Annotated in this window: 21 protein-coding genes and 2 pseudogenes; 12 read left to right on the forward strand and 11 right to left on the reverse strand. The window is 60.9% G+C overall.

The window, feature by feature from the left end:
• The first annotated feature begins 56 nt into the window (after nucleotides 1-56).
• Nucleotides 57-680 (forward strand): TetR/AcrR family transcriptional regulator, encoded by a 624-nt coding sequence (locus QVF59_RS05405; protein ID WP_159876341.1) that lies wholly within the window; start codon nucleotides 57-59, stop codon nucleotides 678-680.
• 69 nt (nucleotides 681-749) lie between these two features.
• Nucleotides 750-880 (forward strand): annotated as a pseudogene (locus tag QVF59_RS20905) (IS3 family transposase); the annotation flags it as partial.
• 138 nt (nucleotides 881-1,018) lie between these two features.
• Here QVF59_RS20905 and QVF59_RS05410 read toward each other — a convergent pair.
• Nucleotides 1,019-1,891 carry a slipin family protein gene (locus tag QVF59_RS05410; RefSeq protein ID WP_240902634.1) on the reverse strand — a complete coding sequence of 291 codons (873 nt, stop codon included), beginning with the start codon at nucleotides 1,889-1,891 and terminating at the stop codon, nucleotides 1,019-1,021.
• 458 nt (nucleotides 1,892-2,349) lie between these two features.
• On the opposite strand from QVF59_RS05410, the gene QVF59_RS05415 reads away from it, so the two are divergent.
• Nucleotides 2,350-3,006 carry a BON domain-containing protein gene (locus QVF59_RS05415; protein WP_205677524.1) on the forward strand — a complete coding sequence of 219 codons (657 nt, stop codon included), beginning with the start codon at nucleotides 2,350-2,352 and terminating at the stop codon, nucleotides 3,004-3,006.
• A 438-nt stretch (nucleotides 3,007-3,444) separates the two neighbouring features.
• On the opposite strand, the gene QVF59_RS05420 is transcribed toward QVF59_RS05415, so the two are convergent.
• The 4 genes from QVF59_RS05420 to QVF59_RS05435 form a co-directional block, all read right to left on the reverse strand.
• Nucleotides 3,445-4,461, reverse strand: coding sequence for a proline racemase family protein (locus QVF59_RS05420; RefSeq protein ID WP_287877870.1), 1,017 nt, complete (start codon nucleotides 4,459-4,461; stop codon nucleotides 3,445-3,447).
• 81 nt (nucleotides 4,462-4,542) lie between these two features.
• Nucleotides 4,543-5,481: a bifunctional Delta(1)-pyrroline-2-carboxylate/Delta(1)-piperideine-2-carboxylate reductase gene (lhpI, locus tag QVF59_RS05425; RefSeq protein ID WP_287877872.1), complete on the reverse strand. Its 939-nt coding sequence runs from the start codon at nucleotides 5,479-5,481 to the stop codon at nucleotides 4,543-4,545.
• 457 nt (nucleotides 5,482-5,938) lie between these two features.
• A complete protein-coding gene (locus tag QVF59_RS05430) occupies nucleotides 5,939-6,682 on the reverse strand; it encodes a FadR/GntR family transcriptional regulator (RefSeq protein ID WP_159876349.1) in 744 nt (247 codons plus the stop codon).
• A 98-nt stretch (nucleotides 6,683-6,780) separates the two neighbouring features.
• Nucleotides 6,781-7,518 carry an alpha/beta fold hydrolase gene (locus QVF59_RS05435; protein WP_287877875.1) on the reverse strand — a complete coding sequence of 246 codons (738 nt, stop codon included), beginning with the start codon at nucleotides 7,516-7,518 and terminating at the stop codon, nucleotides 6,781-6,783.
• Nucleotides 7,519-7,622: 104 nt separating this feature from the next.
• Here QVF59_RS05435 and QVF59_RS05440 point away from each other — a divergent pair, with 104 nt between their 5' ends.
• Entirely contained in the window at nucleotides 7,623-7,769 is a 147-nt protein-coding gene (locus QVF59_RS05440; RefSeq protein ID WP_287877878.1) for a hypothetical protein, read from the forward strand.
• Nucleotides 7,770-7,793: 24 nt separating this feature from the next.
• On the opposite strand, the gene QVF59_RS05445 is transcribed toward QVF59_RS05440, so the two are convergent.
• Nucleotides 7,794-8,594 (reverse strand): thioesterase family protein, encoded by an 801-nt coding sequence (locus QVF59_RS05445; protein ID WP_287877880.1) that lies wholly within the window; start codon nucleotides 8,592-8,594, stop codon nucleotides 7,794-7,796.
• A gap of 113 nt (nucleotides 8,595-8,707) precedes the next feature.
• Here QVF59_RS05445 and QVF59_RS05450 point away from each other — a divergent pair, with 113 nt between their 5' ends.
• The 3 genes from QVF59_RS05450 (at nucleotide 8,708) to QVF59_RS05460 (ending at nucleotide 10,927) form a co-directional block, all read left to right on the forward strand.
• Entirely contained in the window at nucleotides 8,708-9,685 is a 978-nt protein-coding gene (locus tag QVF59_RS05450) for a GlxA family transcriptional regulator (RefSeq protein WP_159876357.1), read from the forward strand.
• Between the two features lie 98 nt (nucleotides 9,686-9,783).
• On the forward strand, nucleotides 9,784-10,002 hold the full coding sequence (locus tag QVF59_RS05455; protein ID WP_287877886.1) for a hypothetical protein: 219 nt from the start codon (nucleotides 9,784-9,786) through the stop codon (nucleotides 10,000-10,002).
• A gap of 580 nt (nucleotides 10,003-10,582) precedes the next feature.
• On the forward strand, nucleotides 10,583-10,927 hold the full coding sequence (locus tag QVF59_RS05460; protein WP_287877889.1) for a cupin domain-containing protein: 345 nt from the start codon (nucleotides 10,583-10,585) through the stop codon (nucleotides 10,925-10,927).
• Between the two features lie 125 nt (nucleotides 10,928-11,052).
• Here QVF59_RS05460 and QVF59_RS05465 read toward each other — a convergent pair whose 3' ends face one another.
• The 5 genes from QVF59_RS05465 to QVF59_RS05485 form a co-directional block, all read right to left on the reverse strand.
• A complete protein-coding gene (locus QVF59_RS05465; RefSeq protein WP_287877890.1) occupies nucleotides 11,053-12,315 on the reverse strand; it encodes a Y-family DNA polymerase in 1,263 nt (420 codons plus the stop codon).
• Entirely contained in the window at nucleotides 12,312-12,728 is a 417-nt protein-coding gene (locus tag QVF59_RS05470) for a LexA family protein (protein ID WP_287877891.1), read from the reverse strand. Before QVF59_RS05470 ends, QVF59_RS05465 begins: the two co-directional genes overlap by 4 nt.
• A 104-nt stretch (nucleotides 12,729-12,832) precedes the next feature.
• Nucleotides 12,833-13,930, reverse strand: coding sequence for an MBL fold metallo-hydrolase (locus tag QVF59_RS05475; RefSeq protein WP_287877893.1), 1,098 nt, complete (start codon nucleotides 13,928-13,930; stop codon nucleotides 12,833-12,835).
• Between the two features lie 44 nt (nucleotides 13,931-13,974).
• Nucleotides 13,975-14,973 (reverse strand): aldo/keto reductase, encoded by a 999-nt coding sequence (locus QVF59_RS05480; protein ID WP_287877895.1) that lies wholly within the window; start codon nucleotides 14,971-14,973, stop codon nucleotides 13,975-13,977.
• A 58-nt stretch (nucleotides 14,974-15,031) separates the two neighbouring features.
• Complete coding sequence (locus QVF59_RS05485; protein ID WP_287877897.1) at nucleotides 15,032-15,601, reverse strand: TetR/AcrR family transcriptional regulator; 570 nt, start codon at nucleotides 15,599-15,601, stop codon at nucleotides 15,032-15,034.
• A 224-nt stretch (nucleotides 15,602-15,825) separates the two neighbouring features.
• On the opposite strand from QVF59_RS05485, the gene QVF59_RS05490 reads away from it, so the two are divergent.
• From QVF59_RS05490 to QVF59_RS05510, 5 genes and pseudogenes are all read left to right on the forward strand, one after another.
• Entirely contained in the window at nucleotides 15,826-16,728 is a 903-nt protein-coding gene (locus QVF59_RS05490; protein ID WP_287877898.1) for a LysR family transcriptional regulator, read from the forward strand.
• A 286-nt stretch (nucleotides 16,729-17,014) separates the two neighbouring features.
• A complete protein-coding gene (locus tag QVF59_RS05495) occupies nucleotides 17,015-18,217 on the forward strand; it encodes an efflux RND transporter periplasmic adaptor subunit (RefSeq protein ID WP_287877899.1) in 1,203 nt (400 codons plus the stop codon).
• Between the two features lie 20 nt (nucleotides 18,218-18,237).
• Nucleotides 18,238-21,375 (forward strand): annotated as a pseudogene (locus tag QVF59_RS05500) (efflux RND transporter permease subunit); the annotation flags it as partial.
• A gap of 117 nt (nucleotides 21,376-21,492) precedes the next feature.
• Complete coding sequence (locus QVF59_RS05505) at nucleotides 21,493-22,929, forward strand: efflux transporter outer membrane subunit (RefSeq protein WP_287877904.1); 1,437 nt, start codon at nucleotides 21,493-21,495, stop codon at nucleotides 22,927-22,929.
• A 32-nt stretch (nucleotides 22,930-22,961) separates the two neighbouring features.
• Entirely contained in the window at nucleotides 22,962-23,153 is a 192-nt protein-coding gene (locus tag QVF59_RS05510; protein ID WP_287877907.1) for a hypothetical protein, read from the forward strand.
• Nucleotides 23,154-23,182: the final 29 nt, after the last annotated feature.

Below are 23,182 nucleotides of genomic sequence, written 5' to 3' on the forward strand. Positions count from 1 at the left end.
ATTCAGCATATAACCGCTTTGGAAAAAAAGCTACTGATTAGTAAAAGGTCGTACTCATGAGTATTTTAAGCAAGCTCAGCTTCAAGGATCAGGCGTTCAAGTTGCGCGAACAGGCTGTGCTGGATGCCACTACACATTTGTTGGCGAGCAAGGGATTCGACCTGATGACCATGGACGATGTCGCGGAAGGTGCCGGTATCTCCAAGCCCAGCTTGTACAAACATTTCAAGTCGAAGGAAGATCTTGCGACGGAGGTGATGATCCGGTTGCTGGATGGGGCGCTTGACTATCTTGAACGGCTGGACGACTCACTGAGCGGTAAAGCCCGTTTAGGCAGTCTGCTGGAATGGGCGCTGCGGATAAGGCTGGAGGGAGGGCTACCGTTTTTGCCATCCACCAGTCCGCAGGTGAGGGAAATGCTGACACGCAGCATCCGGTATGTGACGCGTGTCTACAAACTGCACAAACAGTTGCAGGCCATTGTGGAGCAAGCAAAATCTGCCGGAGAAATCCGTTCCGATCTGCCGACGGATGTACTTCTATACGCCTATTATTCGCGCACTTGCGACCCGGCTGTCGATTACATGAAAGACTTTGGACGCTATAGCAATGATGAAATCGTCTCACATATGCAAGCGATGATCTTTACCGGGATTGCTGCTTCTCCTGCTGCGCATTAGTGCTGGGCAAATGAGGCTAAGTGGTCTTTCTTGCGATGTTTTTCGTGTCGAGAAAGTACAGATTTTTCAGCGGAGCGTGAGTCATCCCTGTGCTTGAGCCATGATCGCATCGAGATGTTCTACCACCCGAAACGTCGGCATTCCTCCGCAAACGGGCTATTGCCGGTAAGCAATATTTCCAACGGCTCAAGAGTGTCTAGAGAGGCCAGGGCGATTCACAGCATCGTAATCAAATATCAGCAAATTACCGGATGCCTGTGAATGAAAAGTAAAGATCATGGTGTTTCTCCAGTGAGTGGCCGTGCTGGCGCAACAGCGCTGGTGATCATGTCCAGAACTCATTCTGGTCCGGGTGTCGTGTTTTCTTCGGAAGGCAGAATGCTACTTGCTGTGACGGCCAAAGCCACAACGGCAGGGTTCATGCTGTCCACCATGGCGCTGGGAATCAGAATGGTGGTTCCTCGCTCCTTTGTTGTTTCGTAGATGATGTTCATTGCACGCAGCTGCAACGCTCCGGGCTGCGCCTGGTAAATACGAGCAGCCTGGACAAACTGGCCGGCAATTTCAGCCTCCGCAGCGCCAAGAATGATACGGGCCTGCTTCTCACGCTCGGCCTGTGCCTGGCGTGACATGGCATCCTGTAATGCCACAGGAATGGCAACATCCCTTACTTCCACCGAGCTGACCGTAATGCCCCACTCACTGGTTTTATGACCAATATCTGCGCACAGTTGCTGGTCTGCGGCGCGCCGGTCTGATAACAATGCCGCCAACATTGAAGAACCAATCATTTCCCGCAGCGAAGTCTGGGCTACCCTGTCAATGGCCTGTTGAAAATCGGTAATTGCCAACGCAGCCTTTTGTGCATCGTGTACATGCCAGAAAATGACGGCATCAACATTGACCGGTACGGTATCCCGAGTAAGTGCCTGCTCGGCATTGAATGCAGTTGTCTGGATGCGCTCGTCAATAATGGCTACCACGCTATCCAGCACGGGGATGATGGCAAACAGGCCCGGGCCGCGCACACCTTGCAGCTTGCCCGCACGTAGTACTACAAATTTCTGCCAGGTATTAGCCATTTTGAGTGACATGCCAATCAGAATGCCAAGGCACCAGACCATGACCGCCAGCCAGGTACTCCCCAGCATGCCGATACCAGCGCCAATGGCGAGCAAACTGACAACAATGAAAAAGGTAATAGGGTTCACTGTGCGGCTCCTGTTTGAGTGCCGGCATATGCACATGGCAGCCGGTCAGGATATCTTTATGCATCAGAGCGAGCGCAGTCGGTGCAGTAGCATACATAGTCACTGACAGGGGGCCATGTAGGGCTTTCATGCGGCGATAACGCCACGCCGAGCGGTCTGCCCGATTAGTAAGTCGTCGAACAGATTCTGTACCCTCAGGCTCGGCAAGCTTATTGCCATGCCACAGTTCCAGTTGCCGCTGTCGTGGTATTTCTGGTGTTAACCCGGCCTCATGTTCAGTCCACCAAAGACGGGTATCAAGAATAAAACCGAGACCGCGCCATGATGGAAGCATTGTTTGCGTTGCTTATGGCAGACCCTGTTACTCAATGCCCGGCGTGGAGTAAGTGCGTTAACAGACAGACCGTTAAGCAAATTGTTGGTGATGATGCATGTTCCGACCCAAAGGAGTAGCAATCATGATCAAGACAGATACCCAGCTACAGACTGATGTCATCGCTGAATTGCAGTGGGACCCGCAGATCAATAGCAGTCAAATCGGCGTGCAAGTCAACGATGGTGTCGTTACCCTGAGCGGCGTCGTGACCGATGCCACCCAGAAGTGGTCAGCCGAACGTGCTGCCTTGCGGGTCGAGGGTGTTCAGGCACTGGCGGTTGAACTGACAGTTGTCGTTCCTGATGCAGAACAGCGTAGTGATAGCGATATTTCACATGCAGCCGCCAGCGCGCTGCAACTGATGGGGACACTCAAGGGGCATGCGATCAAGGTCATGGTTGAAAATGGCTGGATTACGCTGGCCGGCGATGTCGAATGGGACTTCCAGCGCAAAGCAGCAAGCAATGTGTTGCGCCATCTTTCGGGGGTGACCGGCATAAGCAATGCCATCAAGCTACGCAGCAAACCGATCAGCAGTGCAGTCAAGCAAGAAGTGCAAACAGCCCTCAAGCGCCGTGCCATCCGCGATATTGACAGCATCACCGTCAGCATTGATGGCGCCGATGTCATTCTTGGTGGCAGTGTACATAGCTGGTCAGAGCAAGCGTTAGCCAGGCATGCAGCAGCCGGGATGCCAGGAGTACGAAATGTGATAGACAACATCCGCATTGTCATCTGAAACCACAGACGCTAAATCGCCACTTGTTTCTGGCACGGGACAGGTGGCCTTGCTGAATGAGGGTGCAGCTGGCTGCGAAGGTTTGCAGCCAGGCATTCCCGGGTATCAAACCATCAACTGGCAGGCCTGCAATTAACAGATGCCCCAATATGGGATTGGCCTTGGAGAAGTTCTTTTTTTATGAAAAACCGACTTCTGTTGGCCAACCTCGAATTGACACCACAATTATTTAACCCAGACAAATCATCGATAGATTCCGAAAAACAAAAAGTGGCACCTCCGGTCGCATCAGGCCCGCGATGATGCCAGTGCCTTGCGGTATGCATGGCGTAGAACACAAAAAAACGAACGATAAGTAAGTAACAACTATCGGCATCAGCAGGTTGCCAAAGGCTATTTGTGCCGAGTTGAAGTCGGGTGCGGTCGATAGGTGCTATTTCAGCGCAGCAGGAATCCTTGGCCAATCAAATCACCGGGTTCCAACGACCAGCTGGCCTTGCCGCTGTAGTAGGCGCGGCCACCCACGTGCACACGTACGGCGGCATGGCCCGGCAGCGTGGCCGGCTGTCTCACCGCTGCGGTGAAGCGCGCACCGGTCAGGCTTTCAAACTCACATGACTCACCTTGCGCAACCTGCCCTTTGGCGTGGCGAATTGCCATACGCGCAGTCACCCCCGACCCTGTTGGGCTACGGTCCACTTCGGCATCGGCAAACACGCATACATTGCGGCTGCAGCCGGCCTCGGCCGTGTCGCGGCCATCGGTGAGGATGCTGCCGTATAAAAAGCCCAGGTCCTCGGCCTCCGGGTGGCGCACCTGGATGGCCTGGTTGACGGCGGCAGTCAGCGCCGAGGCGGCATCCACCAGATCACGCAGTCGGCCATCCAGTGTCACGCCCAGCCGGGCTGCATCGGTAATGGCATAAAAGGCACCGCCGTAGCCGATATCGACGGTAACTTCGCCCACGCCCGGCACCTGTACCGGTAGGTCCAGCGCAAAAGCAAAGGCGGGTACGCTGTCAAAGTGCACGGCACCGGCTTTGCCGTTCACTACGTCGACATAGGCTTCCACCAGGCCGCAGGGGCATTCGATTCCCACCCGGGTGAGTGGCTCCACCGCCTTGACCTGGCCGGTATCCACCGCAAAGCGCGCCAGGGCGATGATGGCGTGGCCGCACATCGTGCTATAGCCTTCGTTATGGGTGAACAGCACAGCCAGATCGGCACCGGGCAGCGATGGCTCTACCAGCACCGCGCCATACATGTCGTAATGCCCGCGCGGTTCAAACATCAGCAGACGGCGCACCTCGTCCAGCTGTTCGCTCATGAAGCGGCGTTTGGCCAGAATGTCCTCACCCTTAATGTGTTCGATCAGATTGCACACGATGCGTACCGGTTCGCCACCGGTATGCATTTCCACGGTTTCAACGACAAAGCCTTCTAGTTTGATGCTCATGCTGGTGTCCTTTTCGGGGTGTCGCAGCCAGAGGGTGTTGCTTGGCACGATGTTGTTGCTTAGGGCCATGGCCCTGCTTGCTCATGCGTTGGCGGGATGGCTGGCTTGCCAGTGCTGCAGTGCGCAGCGTGCGGCGGCCAGGTCCCATGCTGCCGTGCCTACGCTCTTGAAGATAACCGGTCGGCCAGGGTCTACCCGGCCAGCCACCGCGTCGGCCAGCGAGGCTACGCTGTTCCAGTCGATGCCGGCCTGGATCAGGTCGCCGGCTTCGTGGCGCGCACCCGCCGGGTCGTCGGAGAACAGCTGACTACCTGCGATGGAGACAGGACCCAGCTCGGCCATGTCCGGCTTGAAGGCCCCGACACCGATCAGCAGGCGATCGATCCGGGCAGCTTCGTTGTATACCGGGGCCTTGCTGGTGGTCAGCATGATGACCACGGTCGATTTTTCCGCAATGCGACCGCTTGCCGGTTGCAGTTGCAGGTTTAGCGCGGCGTGGCGTTGGCAGAATGCTTGTGCGGAGTCCAGGTTCAGGCCATGTACATCTACGCGGATGCCCGGATACAAGGTGGCCAGCGCCTCCAGATGCCCGGAAGCCTGCTTGCCCTTACCAATCAGCGAGACATGGGTCGGCGCAGCCGGGTGCAGCAGGGAAATGGCCAGCATGGAGACGGCAGCGGTGCGTCTGGCGGTGACTGTGGGGCCATCCAGCACCAGCAGCGGCAGCCCGGTAGCCGCGTCGTAAACACTGACGATGCCGTTAATGGTGGGTAACTGGCTGGCGCTGTTGGCCGGGCATACATTCACCAGCTTGTGCATGCCGATATCGCGTGCAGTCGCCGGCATGGATAGCAGCACACCCTCGCCGGCCAGTGGCAGTACCTGCCGTTCCGGGCTGGCAATCTGCCCGGCCTGATACTCAATGGCGGCAGTGGAAAGTACCTGGCACAGCTGCTTGAAGGGCAGCATGTCTGCAGTTTGCTGAGCGGTCAGTACCGGCAGGCTTGTCGGTTGGTTCATGATGCTTCACCCCTCGCATTGACTTTGCATTCTGGTCTTCAATTAAAACCTGTCTTTCAAATTTGGTTTTAATGTTTACCAAAATAATGTGGATGGCTGAATTATTACCAGTCACTCGTTAATGTGGCAAACAAAATAAACCAAAAATGAAATGCAGGTGATATTGGTGACCAATTTGCAACAGGATGGCAGAGTTTGGTCGTGGCTGGCTGCTAAACCTGCATTTTGGTTCGTTGTTCTGACCGGAATAAGGCTGTGCAGGGGCAGACAGGCTTGCGCGGGAGCAAGTGCTTGCCGCTGCACCTGGCTGTTTTCGGTGCGGAGTGGGAAATGGCGGCGCAGATCGGAGTAGTGGTGGGCAGGATCGGGTGGTGCTTGCCCCTGCATCAGGTGGCGCTTCAGGCAAGATGGGAGCGGGATGGCCGGCGCGGCTCCGGCAGTGCGGGGCAGGAACAGGCTAGCGTGTGGCAATGTCCTTGCGCACCCGCTTGATATGGCCTTCCACATAAAAGGCCGCGGCGTCGGCATCGCCGTTGACGATGGCTTCGTAGATCAGCTGATGCTCGGCGACGTAGAGCCGGATGCGGTCAGGGTCGTAAATTCCATCATCACGCAGCCTTTGCCATAGTGGCTGGTCCATGCTTTTGGATATTTCGTCGGCCATCTTGATGATGAGCGGATTAAGGGTCATGGCGGCCAGTTGGTGGTGGAACAGGCGGTCGCTCTCGTGCCACAGCGCTTGCTGTTGCGGATCGGAAATATCATGCACGCTCGCCATCATCGCCAGATACTGCTCTGCCAGCGGATCGCGTCTATGCTGTCTGGCGGCCAGCCGGGCAATGGTCGGCTCCATCAGCAGGCGTACTTCCAGCGTGGCCAGCGGGCTGAGGTCGGCATCGGGTGGCAGGCTGCCGGTACCGGTTTGAACCGTGGCCAGGATCGGTGTGTCGGGCAGGGCATTCACATAGGTGCCGGACCCCTGTTTGGTGAAAACCCGCCCTTCATTCTGCAGTGCACCGATGGCCTCCCGGACTGCCGGACGGCTGACACCAAAACGGCTGGCCAGCACACGCTCGGCAGGCAGGCGCGTGCCAACCGGGAAGTGGCCGTTGTCGATACTTTCGCGGATCTTGTCGGCAACTTGCTCGTAAACCTGCTTGGCGCGAAATTCCGTTACGGGCAGTGCGGTGGTGTTGGTCATGGCATCCTCTGGCAGACAGGAGCTTCCCCGTGGCTGGGGCCTGCTGTGGCGGATTGTAGCATCTGGAAAGAATTGTTTACCAATCTTGGGCGCTGTGTTCAGGGGTACCGGAATATATCGGGTGGCGGCGGGTTGCCGGGTGAGGGGTGCCGCAAAAAGTGCCGGATCATTCTGGCGACTGTTACGTCCTGCTCCCGGTGCGGTACATGGCGGATGCCCGGCATGAGGTGCAGTTCGGCGCGGGCCTGCACGCCGGCGGCAATCTGTTGCGGATGTCGCTTGGTGCCGTACTCGTCCTCGGTTCCGTGAATCACCAGTGTCGGGCAGCGCACCTGTGGTAACACGGCAGCCAGCGACCAGTCGGCAAAATCGGGGGCAAGCCAGGTTTCGGTCCAGGCATCGACTACCCATTTTGCCTTGTCGCCATGGTAGCGAGCCAGTCGCTGCATAGCGTCCGGCTGACGAAACTGCGTGCGCGCCAGTGCTATCCCGCTACGGGTGCGGTCTTCAACAAAGGCCTGGGCTGATTCGGTAATCAGTGCGGCGCAGCTGTCCGGGTGCATGGCGGCGCAGTACACCGCCATGCCGCCGCCCACACTGTGGCCCATGACGATGCAGCGGGCAAAGCCGAAATGTGCTTGCAGCAGCGGGAAATACTCTACTGCCTCGGTGGCGATGAAATCCAGCACCAACCGGTCATTACGGGCATCTGACTGGCCAAAACCCAGCCGGTCATAGGCAATCACCGGATGGCCGGTCTGCTCGGCCAGCAGGGCGGGAAAATCACGCCACAGGGCCACGCAGCCCAGCGAATCGTGCAGCAGCAGGATGGGCATGGCGCTGAAGGGCAGCTTGGCGGTGGCTGGCTGCCAGCATTGGGCATGCAGCGTGCCGTGGGGGGGTGGCGATCCGGTGTGTGCTGGCGGCTATGGTGTTGTGCATGGCATCAGCCTCCCAGAAAGTGGCGCAGCAGACCAGTGGCTGTTACGTCGATGAGTACGGTTGGCAGCAGGCTACAACAGCAGGCCGCCAGCAGGGTGATGAGCAGGCCGGGCAGGCTGGTCAGAAACAAAGGCCGGTGCAATGACCGGCACTGCAGCCGCCATGGCGCTCAGGCAAATACCGCCACTACCTGGCGCGACAGGGCCACCAGTTCGCCATCCGGCCCGTGCAGATGGGCATCCTGATTGGTATAGCCATCGCGCGCGGCAACCAGGCTGGCATCCATGCGCCACCAGCCCTCATTGCTGACCGGCTGGCCGTGGTGGACGAACTCCAGTTCCCAGCTGATGGTACTGGCGGGGGCGTGCCCCTGCACCATGGACAGCGCCACCGGTGGAATGGCATCGGCCATGGCCACGATCTGTTCTTCGCCCATCAGTCCGGGGTCGCGCTGCCGCAGCAAGATGCGGTTGGCCGGCTGGGAGTGACCGCTGAACGGCAGGCCGCCTTCCACCCAGCGGTAGGCATAGTGACGGGTGAATTCCGGCGACATGCCGGGGATGAAAGGCAACTCGGGGCCTCCGCTGATCCCGTCCGCCAATGGCCGGGCTGCCGGCCTGAGCGACAGGGCTGAATCCCGTGACGCGCCGAAAACGGCCACAAACATGGCGGCCACCTGGTCGCCAGCCAGCAGTCGTGTCGCCATCTGCACTGCCGAGCGGCCTTGGCGCAGCAGTTCCACGTGCAGGCCAAGCCGGCCTGGTGCCGCGGGGGCGGCAAAGGTGGTGTGCAGCGACCACAGCGGCGGCAGATCCGGCATGGCGGTGCGCATGGCGCGCACCGCCAGCAGCGCCTGTATACCGCCAAACAGGGTGCGGCCCTGCGCCCAGCTGTCATCTACCTCGGCATTGAACCAGCCAGGTTGGCCTGCTATGGGGCTGATGCTGAGGCAAACGTCTTCGATATGCATGCTGGTTCCTTGTGTCTGGCGGCTGAAATAAGCAATGGCTGGCAGTCTAGCAGTGACATTTTGCTGGTTGCAGTGGCAATATCGACAATCTTCATGTCGATATTGCCAATCTCATGCATCAGGTACGTTTTCTTTTGCTGGACGGCTGTTATGCCGGCAGCGTAACCGGGTTTATCGATCTGCTGCATTTTGCCAACCAGATTGCGGCACGCAAGGGCTGGCCCGAACCGTTTCACTGGCGGGTGTTCAGCCTGGATGGCCAAGCAGTAGCAACCGCCTCCGGCATCAAACTGACTCCGGATGGAGATGTGGCGCTGGCCGAGGAGGCGGACACGCTGGTGCTGCCGCCGCTGACCTATCAGTGTTTGAGCGAATTTGAAGCCAGGCTGGCGGCCGAAACGACAGCCGGTGCCTTGGCGGTTCGCCTGCATGCGGCAGGTCGGCGCATTCTGTCTTTCTGTACTGGCGTGCCCTTGCTGGCCGAGCATGGTTTGCTGGACGGCCGGTCCGCGACGGTGAGCTGGTGGCTGCACCACTGGTTTGGTCAGCGCTATCCGCAAGTGCAGCTACAGGATTACGCCACCTGTAGCGAGGCAGATGGCGTGTGGTGCGGCGGGGCAACGACCTCCTATATCGACCTGGCCTTGCGGCTGATCCGGCAGGAAGGCGGAATGGCACTGGCCATGTCCTGCTCGCGGCTGATGCTGGCAGATATCAACCGGGCCAGCCAGGCACCTTATATGTCCATGCAGAGTTTCGCCGGCCATGGCGACGCGCTGGTGCTGCGCTGTCAGGATTGGTTGCAGCGACATCTGGATCGGCCCTACCGGCTGGGTGAGATGGCTGACAGCGTGGGTGCCAGTGAACGCACGGTAATGCGGCGTTTCCAGCTGGCGCTTGGTCAACCGCCGCTGCGCTACCTGCAACAGCTACGCTTGCAGGCTGCACGCCGCCTGCTGGAAACCAGCGCGCTGTCATTGGACGAGATTGTTGGCCGGGTTGGTTACGCCGACTCAGCCAGTTTCCGCCGTTTGTTCCAGCGGGAACTGCACTGCACGCCGGCAGAATACCGCCGTCGATTTGCGACCTGATGGCTGAGCCGGGCCTGGCAGGATTAATCGGACTAATACGTAAGTTCTACATTCTTCTTAACTGATGTTTGTGATAATCACTGCAAAAGGGGATAGGAATGCAGCATTTACATGCAGTGGAAGCGGAACTGAACAGCTATCTGCAGGGAATCATCGAACAGTGGCACAAGATACCGGCACCCGGCGAGGAGGAGGTCAGGGAACATGTGCGCAGCCTGTTTGCCCGGCTTGCTTCCGACGAGGAGCGCCGGTATCTGCAGGAAAAAACCGTGGATCTGCTGGAAAAGGCATTGACCTTCATTCGGCTGGATACGTAGCGTGTTGCCTTGACTCAACTCTGGCGATGCACCATGCCTTCTGCCAGCGTGCCCAGAGGCCTGTGTAAATCGACCATTACTCATTGCATTGTTGACCGGCTGCTTTGGCCTGCCTGCTGCCAAGCAACTCAGGATCGTCAGTCGAATGCCGGCATGGATCGGAAGCGATCTGATTCCGATCCATGCTGTCTGGGCCGTAGCGTGCAGAAAGCTGTGGTGTGGATAGTTGCCGTGGCTGTCTCAACAGGTCATGCCCGTGTCACGCAGTGCAGCCTGCAAGGTGGTGATACGCATCATAAAACCTGGCGGTGGCCGCCATCAGCAGAGCCCCCATGGCAGAACATCGTCGAGGCTGACCTGACGGCCTTGCAGCTGAAAATCAAAATCGTGGGCAGCAATCATTTGCCACCGTGCCAATGAACAATTGGGTCTGGTACCAGATGCCAAAGCACCATGTGCCATGAGTCAGTTCGGGAATTTTGCGACCAATTCATCAACAAATCTGGTCGGAATCAGACAATTTCTAGCATGGATTAGAACCGATAATCGGGTGGTTTTCATCCGATTGTTTGGAACTGACATGTCCGATTTCATCACTGTACTGCGTGAAACCTGCCCGATCCCGGTGGTTGATGCCACCAAGTGGAAGCGTATCGGGGGCGACCCACACACTGTCAACCTCAATGCCTATCTTTCCAGGGATGGCAGCAAAATCATGGGAACCTGGATTTGCACCCCGGGCAAGTTCGAGGTGAATTACGAGAAGTGGGAGTACTGCCACTTCCTTGATGGCTACTGCATCATCACACCGGAAGGTGAGCAAGCAGTGCACTTGAAAGCCGGTGACGTCTTTGTGATCGAACCTGGCATGAAAGGTACTTGGGAAGTGGTTGAGACAGTGCGTAAATACTTTGTCTTCGCCTGAATTGTCAGTGCGCCATGAATCGCCACCGCTTTTGTCGCGTTGTTGATGACCGGTGCGCGTGTTGAAGCAGGTGGTGGACGTATCCAGCCCAAGGGTGGGCGATGGCCCAAAACTTGCGCTTAAAGTCACTCCACCTGCATCACATCCCCAATCCTGGTGGTGTAGCAGGGTGATTTCATGTTTTGCCGCATGCGCCAGTCCTCGCTCAGTCCTTCCGCCCCCAGCCTTATCGTGCCACTGCCAAAGTCGCGGTTGAGCTTGTCGATGGCGGCCATCAGTTGGGCGCGTTTGGGGTCGGGTGGGGGGCTGAACAGATCGTGTTGCTGGATGGCTGGGGTGCCGATGTCCATCAGGATGACCCCGGCCTTGTGGTAGCTGAACTCCTTGCGCCAGATAGCGCGCAGCGCGGCCTGGGCGGCGCGGTTGAGCAGCAGGGTGTCGGCACTGGGGTGGACCAGCGGCACGCAGGTGTAGCCGTGGTACTGGCCCAGGTCGCGAAACGGGTTGGTGCGGATGCTGACACCCATCAGCCCGGCCACGCAGCCTTGGCCACGCAGCTTTTCGGCGGCGCGGGCCACGTGGTGGCTGATGCTGGCGCACAGCGCGGGCAGGTCGTGCACCAGCCGGCTGAAGCTGCGGCTGGAGATGATCTGCTGTTTGGTCGGAGCCACGTCCTCCAGTGTCAGGCAGGCCACGCCGTTCAGCTCCGCCACCGTGCGTTCCACCACCACATTGAACTTGCGCTTGATGTGGCGCGGGTCGGCCTGTTTCAGGTCCAGGGCACTGTGGATATGCATCAGTGCCAGCTTTTCGGCAATGCGCCGGCCAATACCCCACACTTCACCCACCGCAAATTCGGCCAGCAACCGGTCGGCCTCGCGCGGGTTGAGCCAGTCCCATTCAAACACGCCCTTCCACTCAGGCCGCTTTTTGGCCACATGGTTGGCCAGCTTGGCCAGCGTCTTGCTGCTGCCCATGCCCACACAGGTGGGAATGCCCAAGCCCTGCCATACGGCCTGGCGGATGCGGTGGCCGTGGCTGTCCAGATCCGGAATGCCGGTAACATCCAGAAAACATTCGTCGATGCTGTAGATTTCCTGCGCCGGCGCAAAGCGCGACAGCATATTCATCATGCGGCGTGACATGTCGCCGTACAGTGCGTAATTACTGGAAAACACCGTTACCCGATGTTTGCGGCATAGTTGCTGTACCTGATGAAAAGGCAGGAAGGCCGGTATGCCCAGCGCCTTGGCCTCGGCGGAGCGTGCCACCACGCAGCCATCATTATTGGACAGCACGATGATGGGGCGGCCTATCAGGTCGGGGCGGAATACCCGCTCGCAGCTGGTATAGAAGCTGTTGCCGTCCACCAGCGCAAAGGTGCTCATACCAGCCGCCGCACCACGGCAATCACCACGCCCCAGATCTGCAGCATGTAATCGCCCTCGGCCGGAATCAGCGGATAGCCGGGCGCATCGGCCATCAAGGCCAGCAGGCCCTGCTGCTTGTGCAGGCGGCGCAGCACAAAGCCGTCCTCATGCGCAGCCACCACCACATTGCCATGCACCGGGCTGCGCGCCTTGTCGATCAGCACGTAATCACCCTTGAAAATGCCGTGGATGGCGTCGTTGCTGGCCAGCATCAGGAAGGTGCAGTCCGGGTCGTCCACCAGCAGGGTGTTGAGGTTGATATTGTCCTGCACGTAGTCGTCGGCCGGGCTGGGGAAGCCGGCGCGCACGCTGCTGGCCATCAACGGAATGCGCAGCGGGCTGGAGCGGGACAGGGGGATGGGGTAGTGCATGACACTGCTCTTTATGATTGTGTACAAAATCAAATATAGCAGAAAGCTGCCATGCAAGGCGTAGATTTTGCTGCTGGATAGTGGTGTACCTGGCTTGGTCCTGCTTACTGCAAGCTGCTGCAGCCTGCCGCTGTCAGTGGTACGGCCTGGTCCGGCACATGGCCAAGTACCGGGCGGCGCCACCATGCGCTGGTTTCTGCCGGCTGGCGGATGTCCAGCCTTTCGCCAAAGCAGGGGGTGCGTAGCGGCACGCCAGCTTGTGCGGCCAGTGTGCTGATGCGCTCCAGCGGTTCGGTCCAGCCATGCAGTGCCAAATCGAAAGTGCCGTTGTGGATGGGCAGCAATACCGCGCCGCGCAGGTCGAGATGCGCTTGCAGGGTTTGCTCGGGGTGCATGTGCACGTCTGCCCAGTCTTCGTTGTAGGCACCGTTTTCCAGCAGGGTGAGGTCGAAGGGGCCGTGGCGCAGGCCAATCTGGCGAAAGCCGTCGAAATAACCGCTGTCACCACTGAAAAATACCCGGCTCTGGCTGCTGCGTATCACCCAGGATGCCCACAGGGTGCAGTTGCCATCAGTCAGGCCGCGCCCGGAAAAGTGCTGGGCCGGGGTGGCGGTGATGTGCAGCGGCCCGGCAGCCGTGCCTTGCCACCAGTCCAGCTGGCGGATTTTTTCTGCCGGAATGCCCCAGGCTTGCAGGCGATCACCCACCCCCAGCGGGGTGACGAACAAACGGGTCTTGTGCTGCAAGGCCTGTACGGTGCTGCGGTCCAGATGGTCGTAATGGTCGTGGGAGATGATCACCACATCCAGCGGTGGCAAGGCTTCCGGCGCGATGGGCGGCGCGTGGAAACGCTTGGGGCCGATGAAAGAAAAAGGCGAGGCACGCTGGCCGAACACCGGGTCGGTCAGCAGGAACACACCATCCAGCTTGAACAGTACGGTGGAATGGCCCAGCCGCCACAGGCTGTGGTCTGGCGCAGCGGCCAGGTCGGCCGGGCTCAGGGGCAGTGGCTGGATGGGTTGGGCGGGCACAGCCTGTGGTGATTTGTCGGTGAAAAATCGCAGCATGATGCGCAGGGTGTCGCGCAGCCCGCCAGCGCGGCGTGGCTGGGCGTTGCGGTAGCGGCCATCGCGCAGCAGGCTGCCGCCGGGTGATGGCTGGCCGGCTTCGGCTGCCGGTTGGTCTGTGTTCAAGGTGGGCATGGGGTTTCTTCCTGGTGAGGGAAATGAAATGGCTTGCAGCGGGCTCAGGCGCAGCTTCTTTCCAGCACGCCTTGTGCTGTCGGCATGTGTTCCTGCACGGCAAACCAGTCCGGCAATAGCGGCGTCGGGGTGCTGGCTGCATCCAGCAGCAGCAATTCGGCGGCGGACAGTTGCAGCTTGATGGCGTGCAGGGCGTCTGTTTGCTGCATGGCACTGTTGAAGGCCGGCACGATGCTGGAAACCGGTTCGCGGGCCAGCAGCCAGGCCAGGGCAATCTGGTTGGCGCTGGCCTGATGGCGTGCTCCGGTATCACGCAGCAGTTCGGCCAGTCTGTGCTTGCTGAGCTGGCCCTCTGGCGGTGTGCTGCCGGAGAGATAGCCCTGGGCTTGTACCGGGCCGGCATGGCTGTAGGGCTGGCCTGCCGGCGGAGGCTTCACGATCAGGCCCAGGCCGTAGCTTTGCAGCATGGGAATGGCTTCCCGCTCCGGGTTGCGGGTATTCAGGGCGTAGTGCAGCTCGCCAAAGCAGAAGGGCGCCCAGCCGTGACGCTGTTGCAATTCCAGCGCTTTGGCCGCCTTCCAGGCGGGCCAGTTGGCAAAGCCGAGATAACGGACTTTCCCGCTACGCACCATGTCGTCCAGCGCTTGCAGGGTTTCTTCCAGCGGCGTGTGCGGGTCTTCATGCGGTACCACGCACAGGTCCAGCCAGTCACTGCCCAGCCGTTTCAGGCTTTGCTCGACAGACCACACGATATCGCTGCGCGACAGGCCGGGGTGGCTGTGGGTAGTGCTGCGCCGGGCGCCAAGCCGGCTGCTGACCAGCACTTCGGCCCGACGTTTGCCCAGGGCCCTGGCCAGCAGCGATTCCGCCATGCCGTCCATGCAGCTGGTGGCATCAAACAGATTGATGCCTGCATCCAGTGCCTGGGCTATGCTGCGGGCTGTCTGTTGTGCGGCATCCGGGCAGGACGGCTCTGGCCGCTGCACTGCACAGGCCAGACGGGAGAGGGTGGGGCCGCCAAGGCCCAGTCGCGCATAGTGCATGGCACAGTCCTGTTGTGAGTACTCACTCATTAATTGGGCAAAAAAACCGGTGCAATTGTCAGCGCACCGAGCCGGACCAGAACACCCGGAATCCGGCGCTCTTGTAGGCCTGGCCATTGGCCGGGTCGCGCACCACAAACTGGATGGTGGTTTCCGCCAGCGCCATGAACACGGCATCGGCAAAGCCGCCGGGCAGGGCGGAGAGGCCGTTGTTGTCGGAGCAGGCCTGGGCGACACATTTGATGTCGGACAGCTGGCTGGCCACTGTGCAGCGGGTTTCATCGGTTACCTTGTCCGATACCACCAGCTGGTTCAGCGTTTTGAAAAAGGACAGATTGCTCACGCCCCAGTCGATGTAGGCATCCCACAGCGCACGTACTTGTCCGTCCAGGCTGTCGTGTACGGCCATGTGCTGGCGTAGCGCGGCAGCCAGATCCAGCTTCAGGTGGGTGTAGAGCGCGTTGTACAGCACATCCTTGGTGGCGAAATAGCGGAACAGCGTGCCTTCGGCCACGCCAGCACCACGGGCGATCGATGCAGTGGACGCACCCAGCCCCTGCGCAGCCATGATGGCGGCGGCAGATTCAAGCAGGGCGATGCGTTTTTCTTCACTGCGGGGGAGAGCCATGGGCGGGACAAGTAAGTGAGTAATTACTCATTTTAGCCATGTTCTGCTGGCGTGAGCAAGCGCCATGTAATATTGCCGGTGACATTGCGCTGCGGCAGTCCGCCACTTCCGGCTGCGTTTACCGCGGCAAGATGGGGTGATGGCTAGCGGCTGACGCAGAATCTGCTGGCACATTGCACCATCTTGCAAAATAATGCGCCAGTCTGCATGAGATTATTTCAATAATGGCCCGCGAAAACCTGAATGATCTGCGTACATTTGTCCTGGTAGCCCGCGAAGGCAGCTTTACCCGTGCGGCGGCCAAGCTGGGTGTATCGCCCTCGGCGGTGAGTCATACCATGCGCGCGCTGGAGGAAAGCATGGGCATGCGCCTGGTTACCCGTACCACCCGCAGTGTGGCGCTGACCACGGCAGGTGAGCAGGTGCTGGCCATTTTTGCCCCCCGGCTGGACGAAATCGAAGCCGAGCTGTCGGTGCTGCGCGAGCAGCGTGACAAACCGGCGGGCAGCATCCGCATCACCGCGACTGATTTTGCCGCCGAGCAATACCTGCTGCCCAAGCTGGCGCAACTGCTGCCGGACTACCCGGACGTGCAGGTGGAGTTGTCCATCGACTACGGGCTGACCGACATTGTGGCGCAGCGCTTTGATGCCGGTATCCGCTTTGGCGACCAGGTAGCGCGCGACATGATTGCCGTGCGCATCAGCCCGGATATCCAGACCACCGTGGTGGCCACGCCAGCCTACTTTGCCCGCCATGGTGTGCCAGAACACCCGCGCGAGCTGACCGAGCACAATTGCATCAGCATGCGCCTGCCCACCTATGGCGGGCTGTACGCCTGGGAGTTCGAGCAGGGCACGCACAAGTTTTCCATCCGGGTGGGTGGCCAGCTCATCATCAACACCCTGCCGCAGATGCTGAATGCCGCGCTGGCCGGCATGGGCATTGCCTACACCGCCCGCGACTATGTACAGCCTTATCTCGCCGATGGCCGCCTGCAGGAAGTGCTGCAACCCTGGTGCGCGGTGTTTCCCGGTTTTCATCTCTACTACCCCAGCCGTCGCCAGTCCTCTCGCGCGCTGATGCTGCTGGTGGATGCCTTGCGTTACCACGCCGGCCAGGCATAACTCTTCCCGTCGCGCTGTCTTCCGTGCAGCTTGCGCTGTCATTGATGAATTTATCTCACAATGGCATGCATGAAATTGCATCTAGTTCAGCAAAATCCCAGCTGATACATTTGCGTCCCTGATCAAGCGGTGAATACCCGGCTGGCATGTGCCGGCCCTTGTGCCGTGTTCACCCGACAACAAGACAGCGCCAATGCGGCCAGCCCGCACAGGCACTGCGTCGCCTTACCTGTCCGGTCACGCGTTTTGCGCTGGCCATCTGTGCTGACCTTACGGAACCAAACACATGAACCCACCCAACAAGGGCCGGCGACCGCTGGCCATGACTGCCATTTCCTTTGCCGTGCTGGCTGCCATTGGCACCGCCACCTGGCTGGGCCTGCACAGCCAGGCAGTGCAGGCGGATGCCCCGTCTGCCGCTAGCCAGGCTGTTCCTGTATCTGCTGCCTTGCTGGTGCAGCAGGAAGTCAGCACCTGGCAGGATTTTTCCGGCCGCCTGGAGGCGGTGGAGCGAGTGGAGCTGCGCTCGCGCGTGGCCGGTGCCATCCAGTCCGTGCACTTTCGTGAGGGTGCGCTGGTGAAGGCTGGCGACCTGTTGGTGACTATCGACCCTGCACCGTATCAGGCTGAGGTGGACCGCGCCGCCGCCCAGGTGGCCGCCGCCCAGTCCCAGCTGGTATTCGCCCGCAGCGAGCAGGAACGCGCCAGCCGCATGCTGGCCGACCACGCCATTGCCCAGCGCGATGCGGACGAGCGCAACAACGCCGCCCGCGCCGCCGATGCCAGCCTGAAGGCCGCGCAGGCCGCCTTGCAGACGGCACGGCTGAACCTGGGCTACACCGCCATTCGCGCGCCGGTATCCGGCCGGGTGGGCAAGTTGTTGGTGACTACCGGCAACCTGGTATCGGCCGGGCCGGATTCGCCGGTGCTCACCACCCTGGTGTCGGTAAACCCGGTGTATGCCAGCTTTGATGCTGACGAAGAAACCGTGAACAAGGCACTGGCCGAGCTGCCGGATGCCGGCGCTGCCCGTGCGCGGCTGGGCGACATTCCGCTACAGGTAGCCACCAGTACCGCACAAACCTTCCCCGCCAAGCTGCAACTGGTGGACAACCAGGTGGATGGCAAGAGCGGCACGGTCAAGCTGCGCGCCACGGTGGACAACCGCGACGGCGTGCTGATTCCCGGCCAGTTCGTGCGCATCCGGCTGGGGCAGGCCAAGCGTCATCCGGCGCTGCTGCTGAACGAGCAGGCCATCGGCACCGATCAGGACAAGCGCTTTGTCATGGTGGTCGACAAGGACAGCAAGGCACGTTACCGCCAGGTGCAGCTGGGGGCCAGTGTTGATGGCCTGCGCATTGTCAGCGCGGGCCTGCGTGCCGGTGAGCGGGTGATTGTGGACGGCCTGCAGAAAGTGCAGCCGGGTGCAGCGGTCGCACCGCACATGGTGCCGATGCAGCCCCCGGCCAGCGCCGCGGCCAATAGCTGATTTCCACGCGAAAGACATTCATGAACCTATCCAAATTCTTCATCGACCGCCCGATTTTTGCCGGGGTGCTGTCGCTGCTGATTTTCTTGGCGGGCCTGCTGTCCTTGCGGGTGTTGCCGATTTCGGAATACCCGGAAGTGGTGCCGCCGCAAATCATCGTGCGGGCGCAGTTTCCCGGTGCCAACCCCAAGGTGATTGCCGAATCGGTGGCCACACCGCTGGAAGAGGCCATCAACGGCACCGAAGGCATGCTGTACATGAGCAGCCAGGCCACCACCGACGGCCTGATGACGCTGACGGTGACTTTCCAGATCGGCACCGACCCGGACAAGGCGCAGCAACTGGTGCAAAACCGCGTGGCGCAGGCCGAACCGCGCCTGCCGGAAGACGTGCGCCGCCTGGGCCTGACGACAATCAAGAGCAGCCCGGATCTCACGCTGGTGGTGCACCTGCTGTCGCCCAATGGCCGCTACGACATGACCTATCTGCGCAACTACGCCATTCTCAATGTGCGTGACCGGCTGGCACGCATCAGCGGGGTGGGGCAGGTGGGGCTGTATGGCGCGGGCGATTACTCCATGCGCATCTGGCTGGACCCGCAAAAAGTGGCCATGCATGGCTTGTCGGCCAGCGAGGTGGTGAGCGCCATCCGCGAACAGAACGTGCAGGCCGCGGCCGGCAGCATCGGTGCCTCGCCCAGTGCCAAGGGCATCCAGCTGCAATTCCCCATCAACGCGCAGGGCAGCCTGCAAACCGAGCAGGAATTCGGCGACATCATCGTCAAAACCGGTGCTGACGGTGCGGTTACGCGCCTGCGTGAGCTGGGCCGCATCGAGCTGGGCGCGTCGGAATACGCGCTGCACTCCACGCTGGACAACAAGGCCGCTGTAGCCATTCCGGTATCGCAAGCCCCCGGTTCCAATGCCTTGCAGATTTCCGACCAGGTACGCGCCACCATGGCCGAACTGAAGAAATCCATGCCGGAAGGGGTGGACTACGCCATCGACTACGACCCCACCCAGTTTGTGCGCGCGTCGATCGAATCGGTGGTGCATACCCTGCTGGAAGCCATCGCGCTGGTGGTGCTGGTGGTGATCCTGTTCCTGCAAACCTGGCGTGCCTCGCTGATTCCGCTGCTGGCGGTGCCGGTGTCCATCGTCGGTACTTTCGCGGTAATGCACGGCTTTGGCTTCACCATCAACACCCTGTCACTGTTTGGCCTGGTGCTGGCCATCGGCATCGTGGTGGATGACGCCATCGTGGTGGTGGAAAACGTGGAGCGCAACATCGAGGCCGGGCTGGACCCGCGTGCGGCATCCTACCGCGCCATGCGTGAAGTGTCCGGCCCCATCATCGCCATTGCGCTGGTGCTGGTGGCGGTATTCGTGCCGCTGGCCTTCATCGGCGGCCTGAGTGGCATGTTCTACAAGCAGTTTGCGCTGACTATTGCCATTTCCACGGTGATTTCTGCCATCAACTCGCTGACGCTGTCACCGGCACTGGCCGCCTTGCTGCTGCAACGCCACGATGCGCCGCAAGACTGGCTGACCCGCCAGATGGACCGCTGGCTGGGTGGTTTCTTCGACCGCTTCAACAGCCTGTTCAACCGCGGTGCCACCCGTTACAGCCAGGGCGTGAAGCAGGCCATCGGCCGCAAGTTTGTCATGCTGGCCATCTATGCCGGTCTGGCAGCAGTCACCGTGGGCTTGTTCCACAGCATTCCGGGTGGCTTTGTGCCGGCGCAGGACAAGCAGTACCTGATCGGCTTTGCCCAGTTGCCGGACGGTGCCACGCTGGACCGCACCGATGCGGTGATTCACCGCATGAGCGACATCGCGCTGAAGATACCGGGCGTGGAGCACGCCATTGCCTTCCCCGGCCTGTCGATCAACGGTTTCACCAACAGTGCCAACTCCGGCATCGTGTTTGTCACCCTCAAGCCCTTCGAGGAGCGGCGCGGCAAGGCCATGAGCGCCAATGCCATTGCCGGGGCGATGAATGCCGAGTTCGGCAAGTTGCAGGACGCCTTTGTGGTGATGTTCCCGCCGCCGCCGGTACAGGGCCTGGGCACCACCGGTGGGTTCAAGCTGCAACTGGAAGACCGTGGCGGCCTGGGTTACGAGGCCATGGACAAGGCGGTGAAAGCCTTCATGGCCGGTGCGGCCAAGGCACCGGAGCTGGCCGGGCTGTATACCAGCTACCAGCTGAACGTGCCGCAACTGCTGGCTGACCTGGACCGCAGCAAGGCCCAGCAGCTGGGGGTGAAGGTGACCGACGTGTTCAACACCATGCAGATTTATCTGGGCAGCCTGTACGTCAACGACTTCAACAAGTTTGGCCGTACTTACACCGTGCGGGTGCAGGCCGATGCCAACTTCCGTGCGCGGCCGGAAGACGTGGGTCAGCTGCAGGTGCGCTCGGCCAACGGCAGCATGGTGCCGCTGTCGGCCCTGCTCAAGGTCAAGCCCAGCTTCGGGCCGGAACGGGCCATGCGTTACAACGGCTTTCTGGCTGCTGACATCAACGGCGGTGCCGCGCCCGGCTATTCCAGCGGACAGGCACAAGAGGCCGTGGCACGGGTAGCAGCACAAACCCTGCCGCCTGGCATTGGCTACGAGTGGACCGAGCTGACCTATCAGGAAATCCTGGCGGGCAATTCCGGCAGCTGGGTATTCCCCATTGCCATCCTGCTGGTGTTCCTGGTGCTGGCGGCGCAGTACGAAAGCCTGGCGCTGCCGCTGGCCATCATCCTGATTGTGCCGATGGCGCTGCTGGCGGCCATGGCCGGGGTATGGCTGAGCCACGGCGACAACAATGTGTTCACCCAGATCGGCCTGGTGGTGCTGGTGGGCCTCAGTGCCAAGAACGCCATTCTGATTGTCGAGTTCGCCCGCGAGCTGGAGTTTGCCGGACGCAGCCCCTTGCAGGCCGCCATTGAGGCCAGCCGCCTGCGCTTGCGCCCCATCCTGATGACCTCGATGGCCTTCATCATGGGTGTGTTGCCGCTGGTGCTGGCACAAGGTGCCGGCGCGGAAATGCGCAATGCCATGGGCGTGGCGGTGTTCAGCGGGATGATAGGCGTCACGGTATTCGGGCTGTTCCTCACCCCGGTGTTTTATGTGCTGATGCGCCGCCTGTCCGGCAACAAGCCACTGAAGCTGCACGGCGAGGTGCCGCATCTGGACCCGATCGCCCAGCCGCCCATGGGGCATGAGCATGGCCATGCACTGCACCCGGCTGCCCAGCAACACCATGTCGAATAAGGAAGCGGATAGATGATCAACAGAATCACCCTGGGCCTGTTGCTGGCGGCTGCGCTAAGCGCTTGCGCCACGCCGCCCGCCATTGACGGCAGCCAGTTGCCGGCCACCCCGGCCAGTTACAAGAACCCGCCAGCGGTCACGCTGGCTGACGGCAGCTGGACGCTGGCCGCACCGGCCGATGCCGCCACGCGTGGCGACTGGTGGCTGGCCTATCAGGACAGCACGCTGAACCGGCTGATCGACAGCGCGCTGCAACACAATACCGACCTCGCTGCTGCTGCGGCCCGCCTGCAACAGGCCCGCGCCGCACTGGGCGTGGCCGATGCCGACCGTATGCCGCAACTGGGCGTGAATATCGGCAATGCGCGCGGCACGCAAGCCGGGGCCGGGCCGTCCGGCACCAGCTTGCTGAACAGCAGCAACACCACGCCGGTGAAGCTGACCAGCGTCGGGGCGAGTTTCAGCTATGAAATCGACCTGGCCGGTCGGCTGTCCGGTGCCAGCCGCGCCGCCGCGCTGGATGCCGAAGCCAGTGCCGCGCTACTGCAGGGCAGCCGTCTGCTGGTTGCCAGCCAGGTGGCACAGACTTACTTCAGCCTGCGCCTGCTCGACCAGCAACGCCAGCTACTGCAGGACACCGTGCAGTCCTATGCGCGCACGGCACAGCTCACCCGCCAGCGCTATCAGGCCGGGGAGGAGTCCGGGCTGTCGCTGGCGCGCATCGAGGCCGACAGCGAAGCCACCCGCGCGCAGGCCATTGCGCTGGACCGCCAGCGCGCCCAGCTGGAAAACGCGCTGGCGGTGCTGACCGGCCAGCCCGCGTCCGGCTTCAGGCTGGAAGAAACCAGCTGGAATGCCAACCTGCCGCAGATTCCAGCCGGCTTGCCTGCTGCCATGCTGGCGCGCCGTCCTGATGTGGCGGCAGCCCAGCGCAAGCTGCTGGCGGCCCAGACCCGCGTTGGCGTGGCGCAAGCCGCCTGGTTTCCGGATCTGACGCTAACCTCGGCCGGAGGCTATGCCAGCTCGCAGCTGCGCGACATCTTCCGCTGGTCGGCCCGCGCCTGGTCGGTAGAGGGCCTGCTGTCCTTGCCACTGTTTGATGGTGGCCGCCGTCAGGCGCTGCTGGGTTCGGCCCGGGCTGATATGGAACTGGCGCTGGCTGATTACCGTCAAAGCATCTTGCAGTCGCTGGCTGAGGTGGAGGATTCGCTCAGCGACATCCGCCTGCTGGCGCAGCAGGAAGAGGCCCAGCAGCAGGCCGTAGCCAGTGCCAGCCGGGCCAGCGCCATGGCGGATTCGCGCTATCGCAACGGCCAGACCGGCCAGCTTGATCTGCTGGATGCTCAGCGCAGCGAACTGTCCATCCGGCGTCAGGCGCTGGGCATCCGTCAGGACCGCTATCTGGCCTCGCTCAGCCTGATTCGCGCGCTGGGCGGCAGCTGGGATTGATTGCATTCATCAAGTCATGGAAAGGAAACATCATGAACAAGATATTAGGCAGCCTGGTGCTGATAGCGGCCTGCAGCGTGCAGGCTAATGCCGGCACTGGCCGGGCAGATGCATCCGCACCTGCCAGCGCCAGCACATCGCCAACCCGCAATGCCAACGATGCCTTCTGCACCGCAGGCACCCCGTGCGAGGTCAACCGCCACCGTGCCGGTGAATATCACTGAGCATCATCATCATTTGAAAAAGGCCATGC

It is taken from the genome of Aquitalea sp. (assembly GCF_030150775.1).
GTDB classification, from domain to species: Bacteria; Pseudomonadota; Gammaproteobacteria; order Burkholderiales; family Chromobacteriaceae; genus Aquitalea; species Aquitalea denitrificans.

Coding starts and splice junctions, on each gene's coding strand:
- QVF59_RS05510 (WP_287877907.1), top strand. CDS start 22,962: ATGAACAAGATATTAGGCAGCCTGGTGCTGATAGCGGCCTGCAGCGTG.
- QVF59_RS05450 (WP_159876357.1), top strand. CDS start 8,708: ATGCATCAGGTACGTTTTCTTTTGCTGGACGGCTGTTATGCCGGCAGC.
- lhpI (WP_287877872.1), bottom strand. CDS start 5,481: ATGAACCAACCGACAAGCCTGCCGGTACTGACCGCTCAGCAAACTGCA.
- QVF59_RS05455 (WP_287877886.1), top strand. CDS start 9,784: ATGCAGCATTTACATGCAGTGGAAGCGGAACTGAACAGCTATCTGCAG.
- QVF59_RS05460 (WP_287877889.1), top strand. CDS start 10,583: ATGTCCGATTTCATCACTGTACTGCGTGAAACCTGCCCGATCCCGGTG.
- QVF59_RS05470 (WP_287877891.1), bottom strand. CDS start 12,728: ATGCACTACCCCATCCCCCTGTCCCGCTCCAGCCCGCTGCGCATTCCG.
- QVF59_RS05440 (WP_287877878.1), top strand. CDS start 7,623: ATGGCATCAGCCTCCCAGAAAGTGGCGCAGCAGACCAGTGGCTGTTAC.
- QVF59_RS05420 (WP_287877870.1), bottom strand. CDS start 4,461: ATGAGCATCAAACTAGAAGGCTTTGTCGTTGAAACCGTGGAAATGCAT.
- QVF59_RS05490 (WP_287877898.1), top strand. CDS start 15,826: ATGGCCCGCGAAAACCTGAATGATCTGCGTACATTTGTCCTGGTAGCC.
- QVF59_RS05430 (WP_159876349.1), bottom strand. CDS start 6,682: ATGACCAACACCACCGCACTGCCCGTAACGGAATTTCGCGCCAAGCAG.
- QVF59_RS05475 (WP_287877893.1), bottom strand. CDS start 13,930: ATGCCCACCTTGAACACAGACCAACCGGCAGCCGAAGCCGGCCAGCCA.
- QVF59_RS05405 (WP_159876341.1), top strand. CDS start 57: ATGAGTATTTTAAGCAAGCTCAGCTTCAAGGATCAGGCGTTCAAGTTG.
- QVF59_RS05435 (WP_287877875.1), bottom strand. CDS start 7,518: ATGCCCATCCTGCTGCTGCACGATTCGCTGGGCTGCGTGGCCCTGTGG.
- QVF59_RS05480 (WP_287877895.1), bottom strand. CDS start 14,973: ATGCACTATGCGCGACTGGGCCTTGGCGGCCCCACCCTCTCCCGTCTG.
- QVF59_RS05415 (WP_205677524.1), top strand. CDS start 2,350: ATGATCAAGACAGATACCCAGCTACAGACTGATGTCATCGCTGAATTG.
- QVF59_RS05465 (WP_287877890.1), bottom strand. CDS start 12,315: ATGAGCACCTTTGCGCTGGTGGACGGCAACAGCTTCTATACCAGCTGC.
- QVF59_RS05505 (WP_287877904.1), top strand. CDS start 21,493: ATGATCAACAGAATCACCCTGGGCCTGTTGCTGGCGGCTGCGCTAAGC.
- QVF59_RS05495 (WP_287877899.1), top strand. CDS start 17,015: ATGAACCCACCCAACAAGGGCCGGCGACCGCTGGCCATGACTGCCATT.
- QVF59_RS05445 (WP_287877880.1), bottom strand. CDS start 8,594: ATGCATATCGAAGACGTTTGCCTCAGCATCAGCCCCATAGCAGGCCAA.
- QVF59_RS05485 (WP_287877897.1), bottom strand. CDS start 15,601: ATGGCTCTCCCCCGCAGTGAAGAAAAACGCATCGCCCTGCTTGAATCT.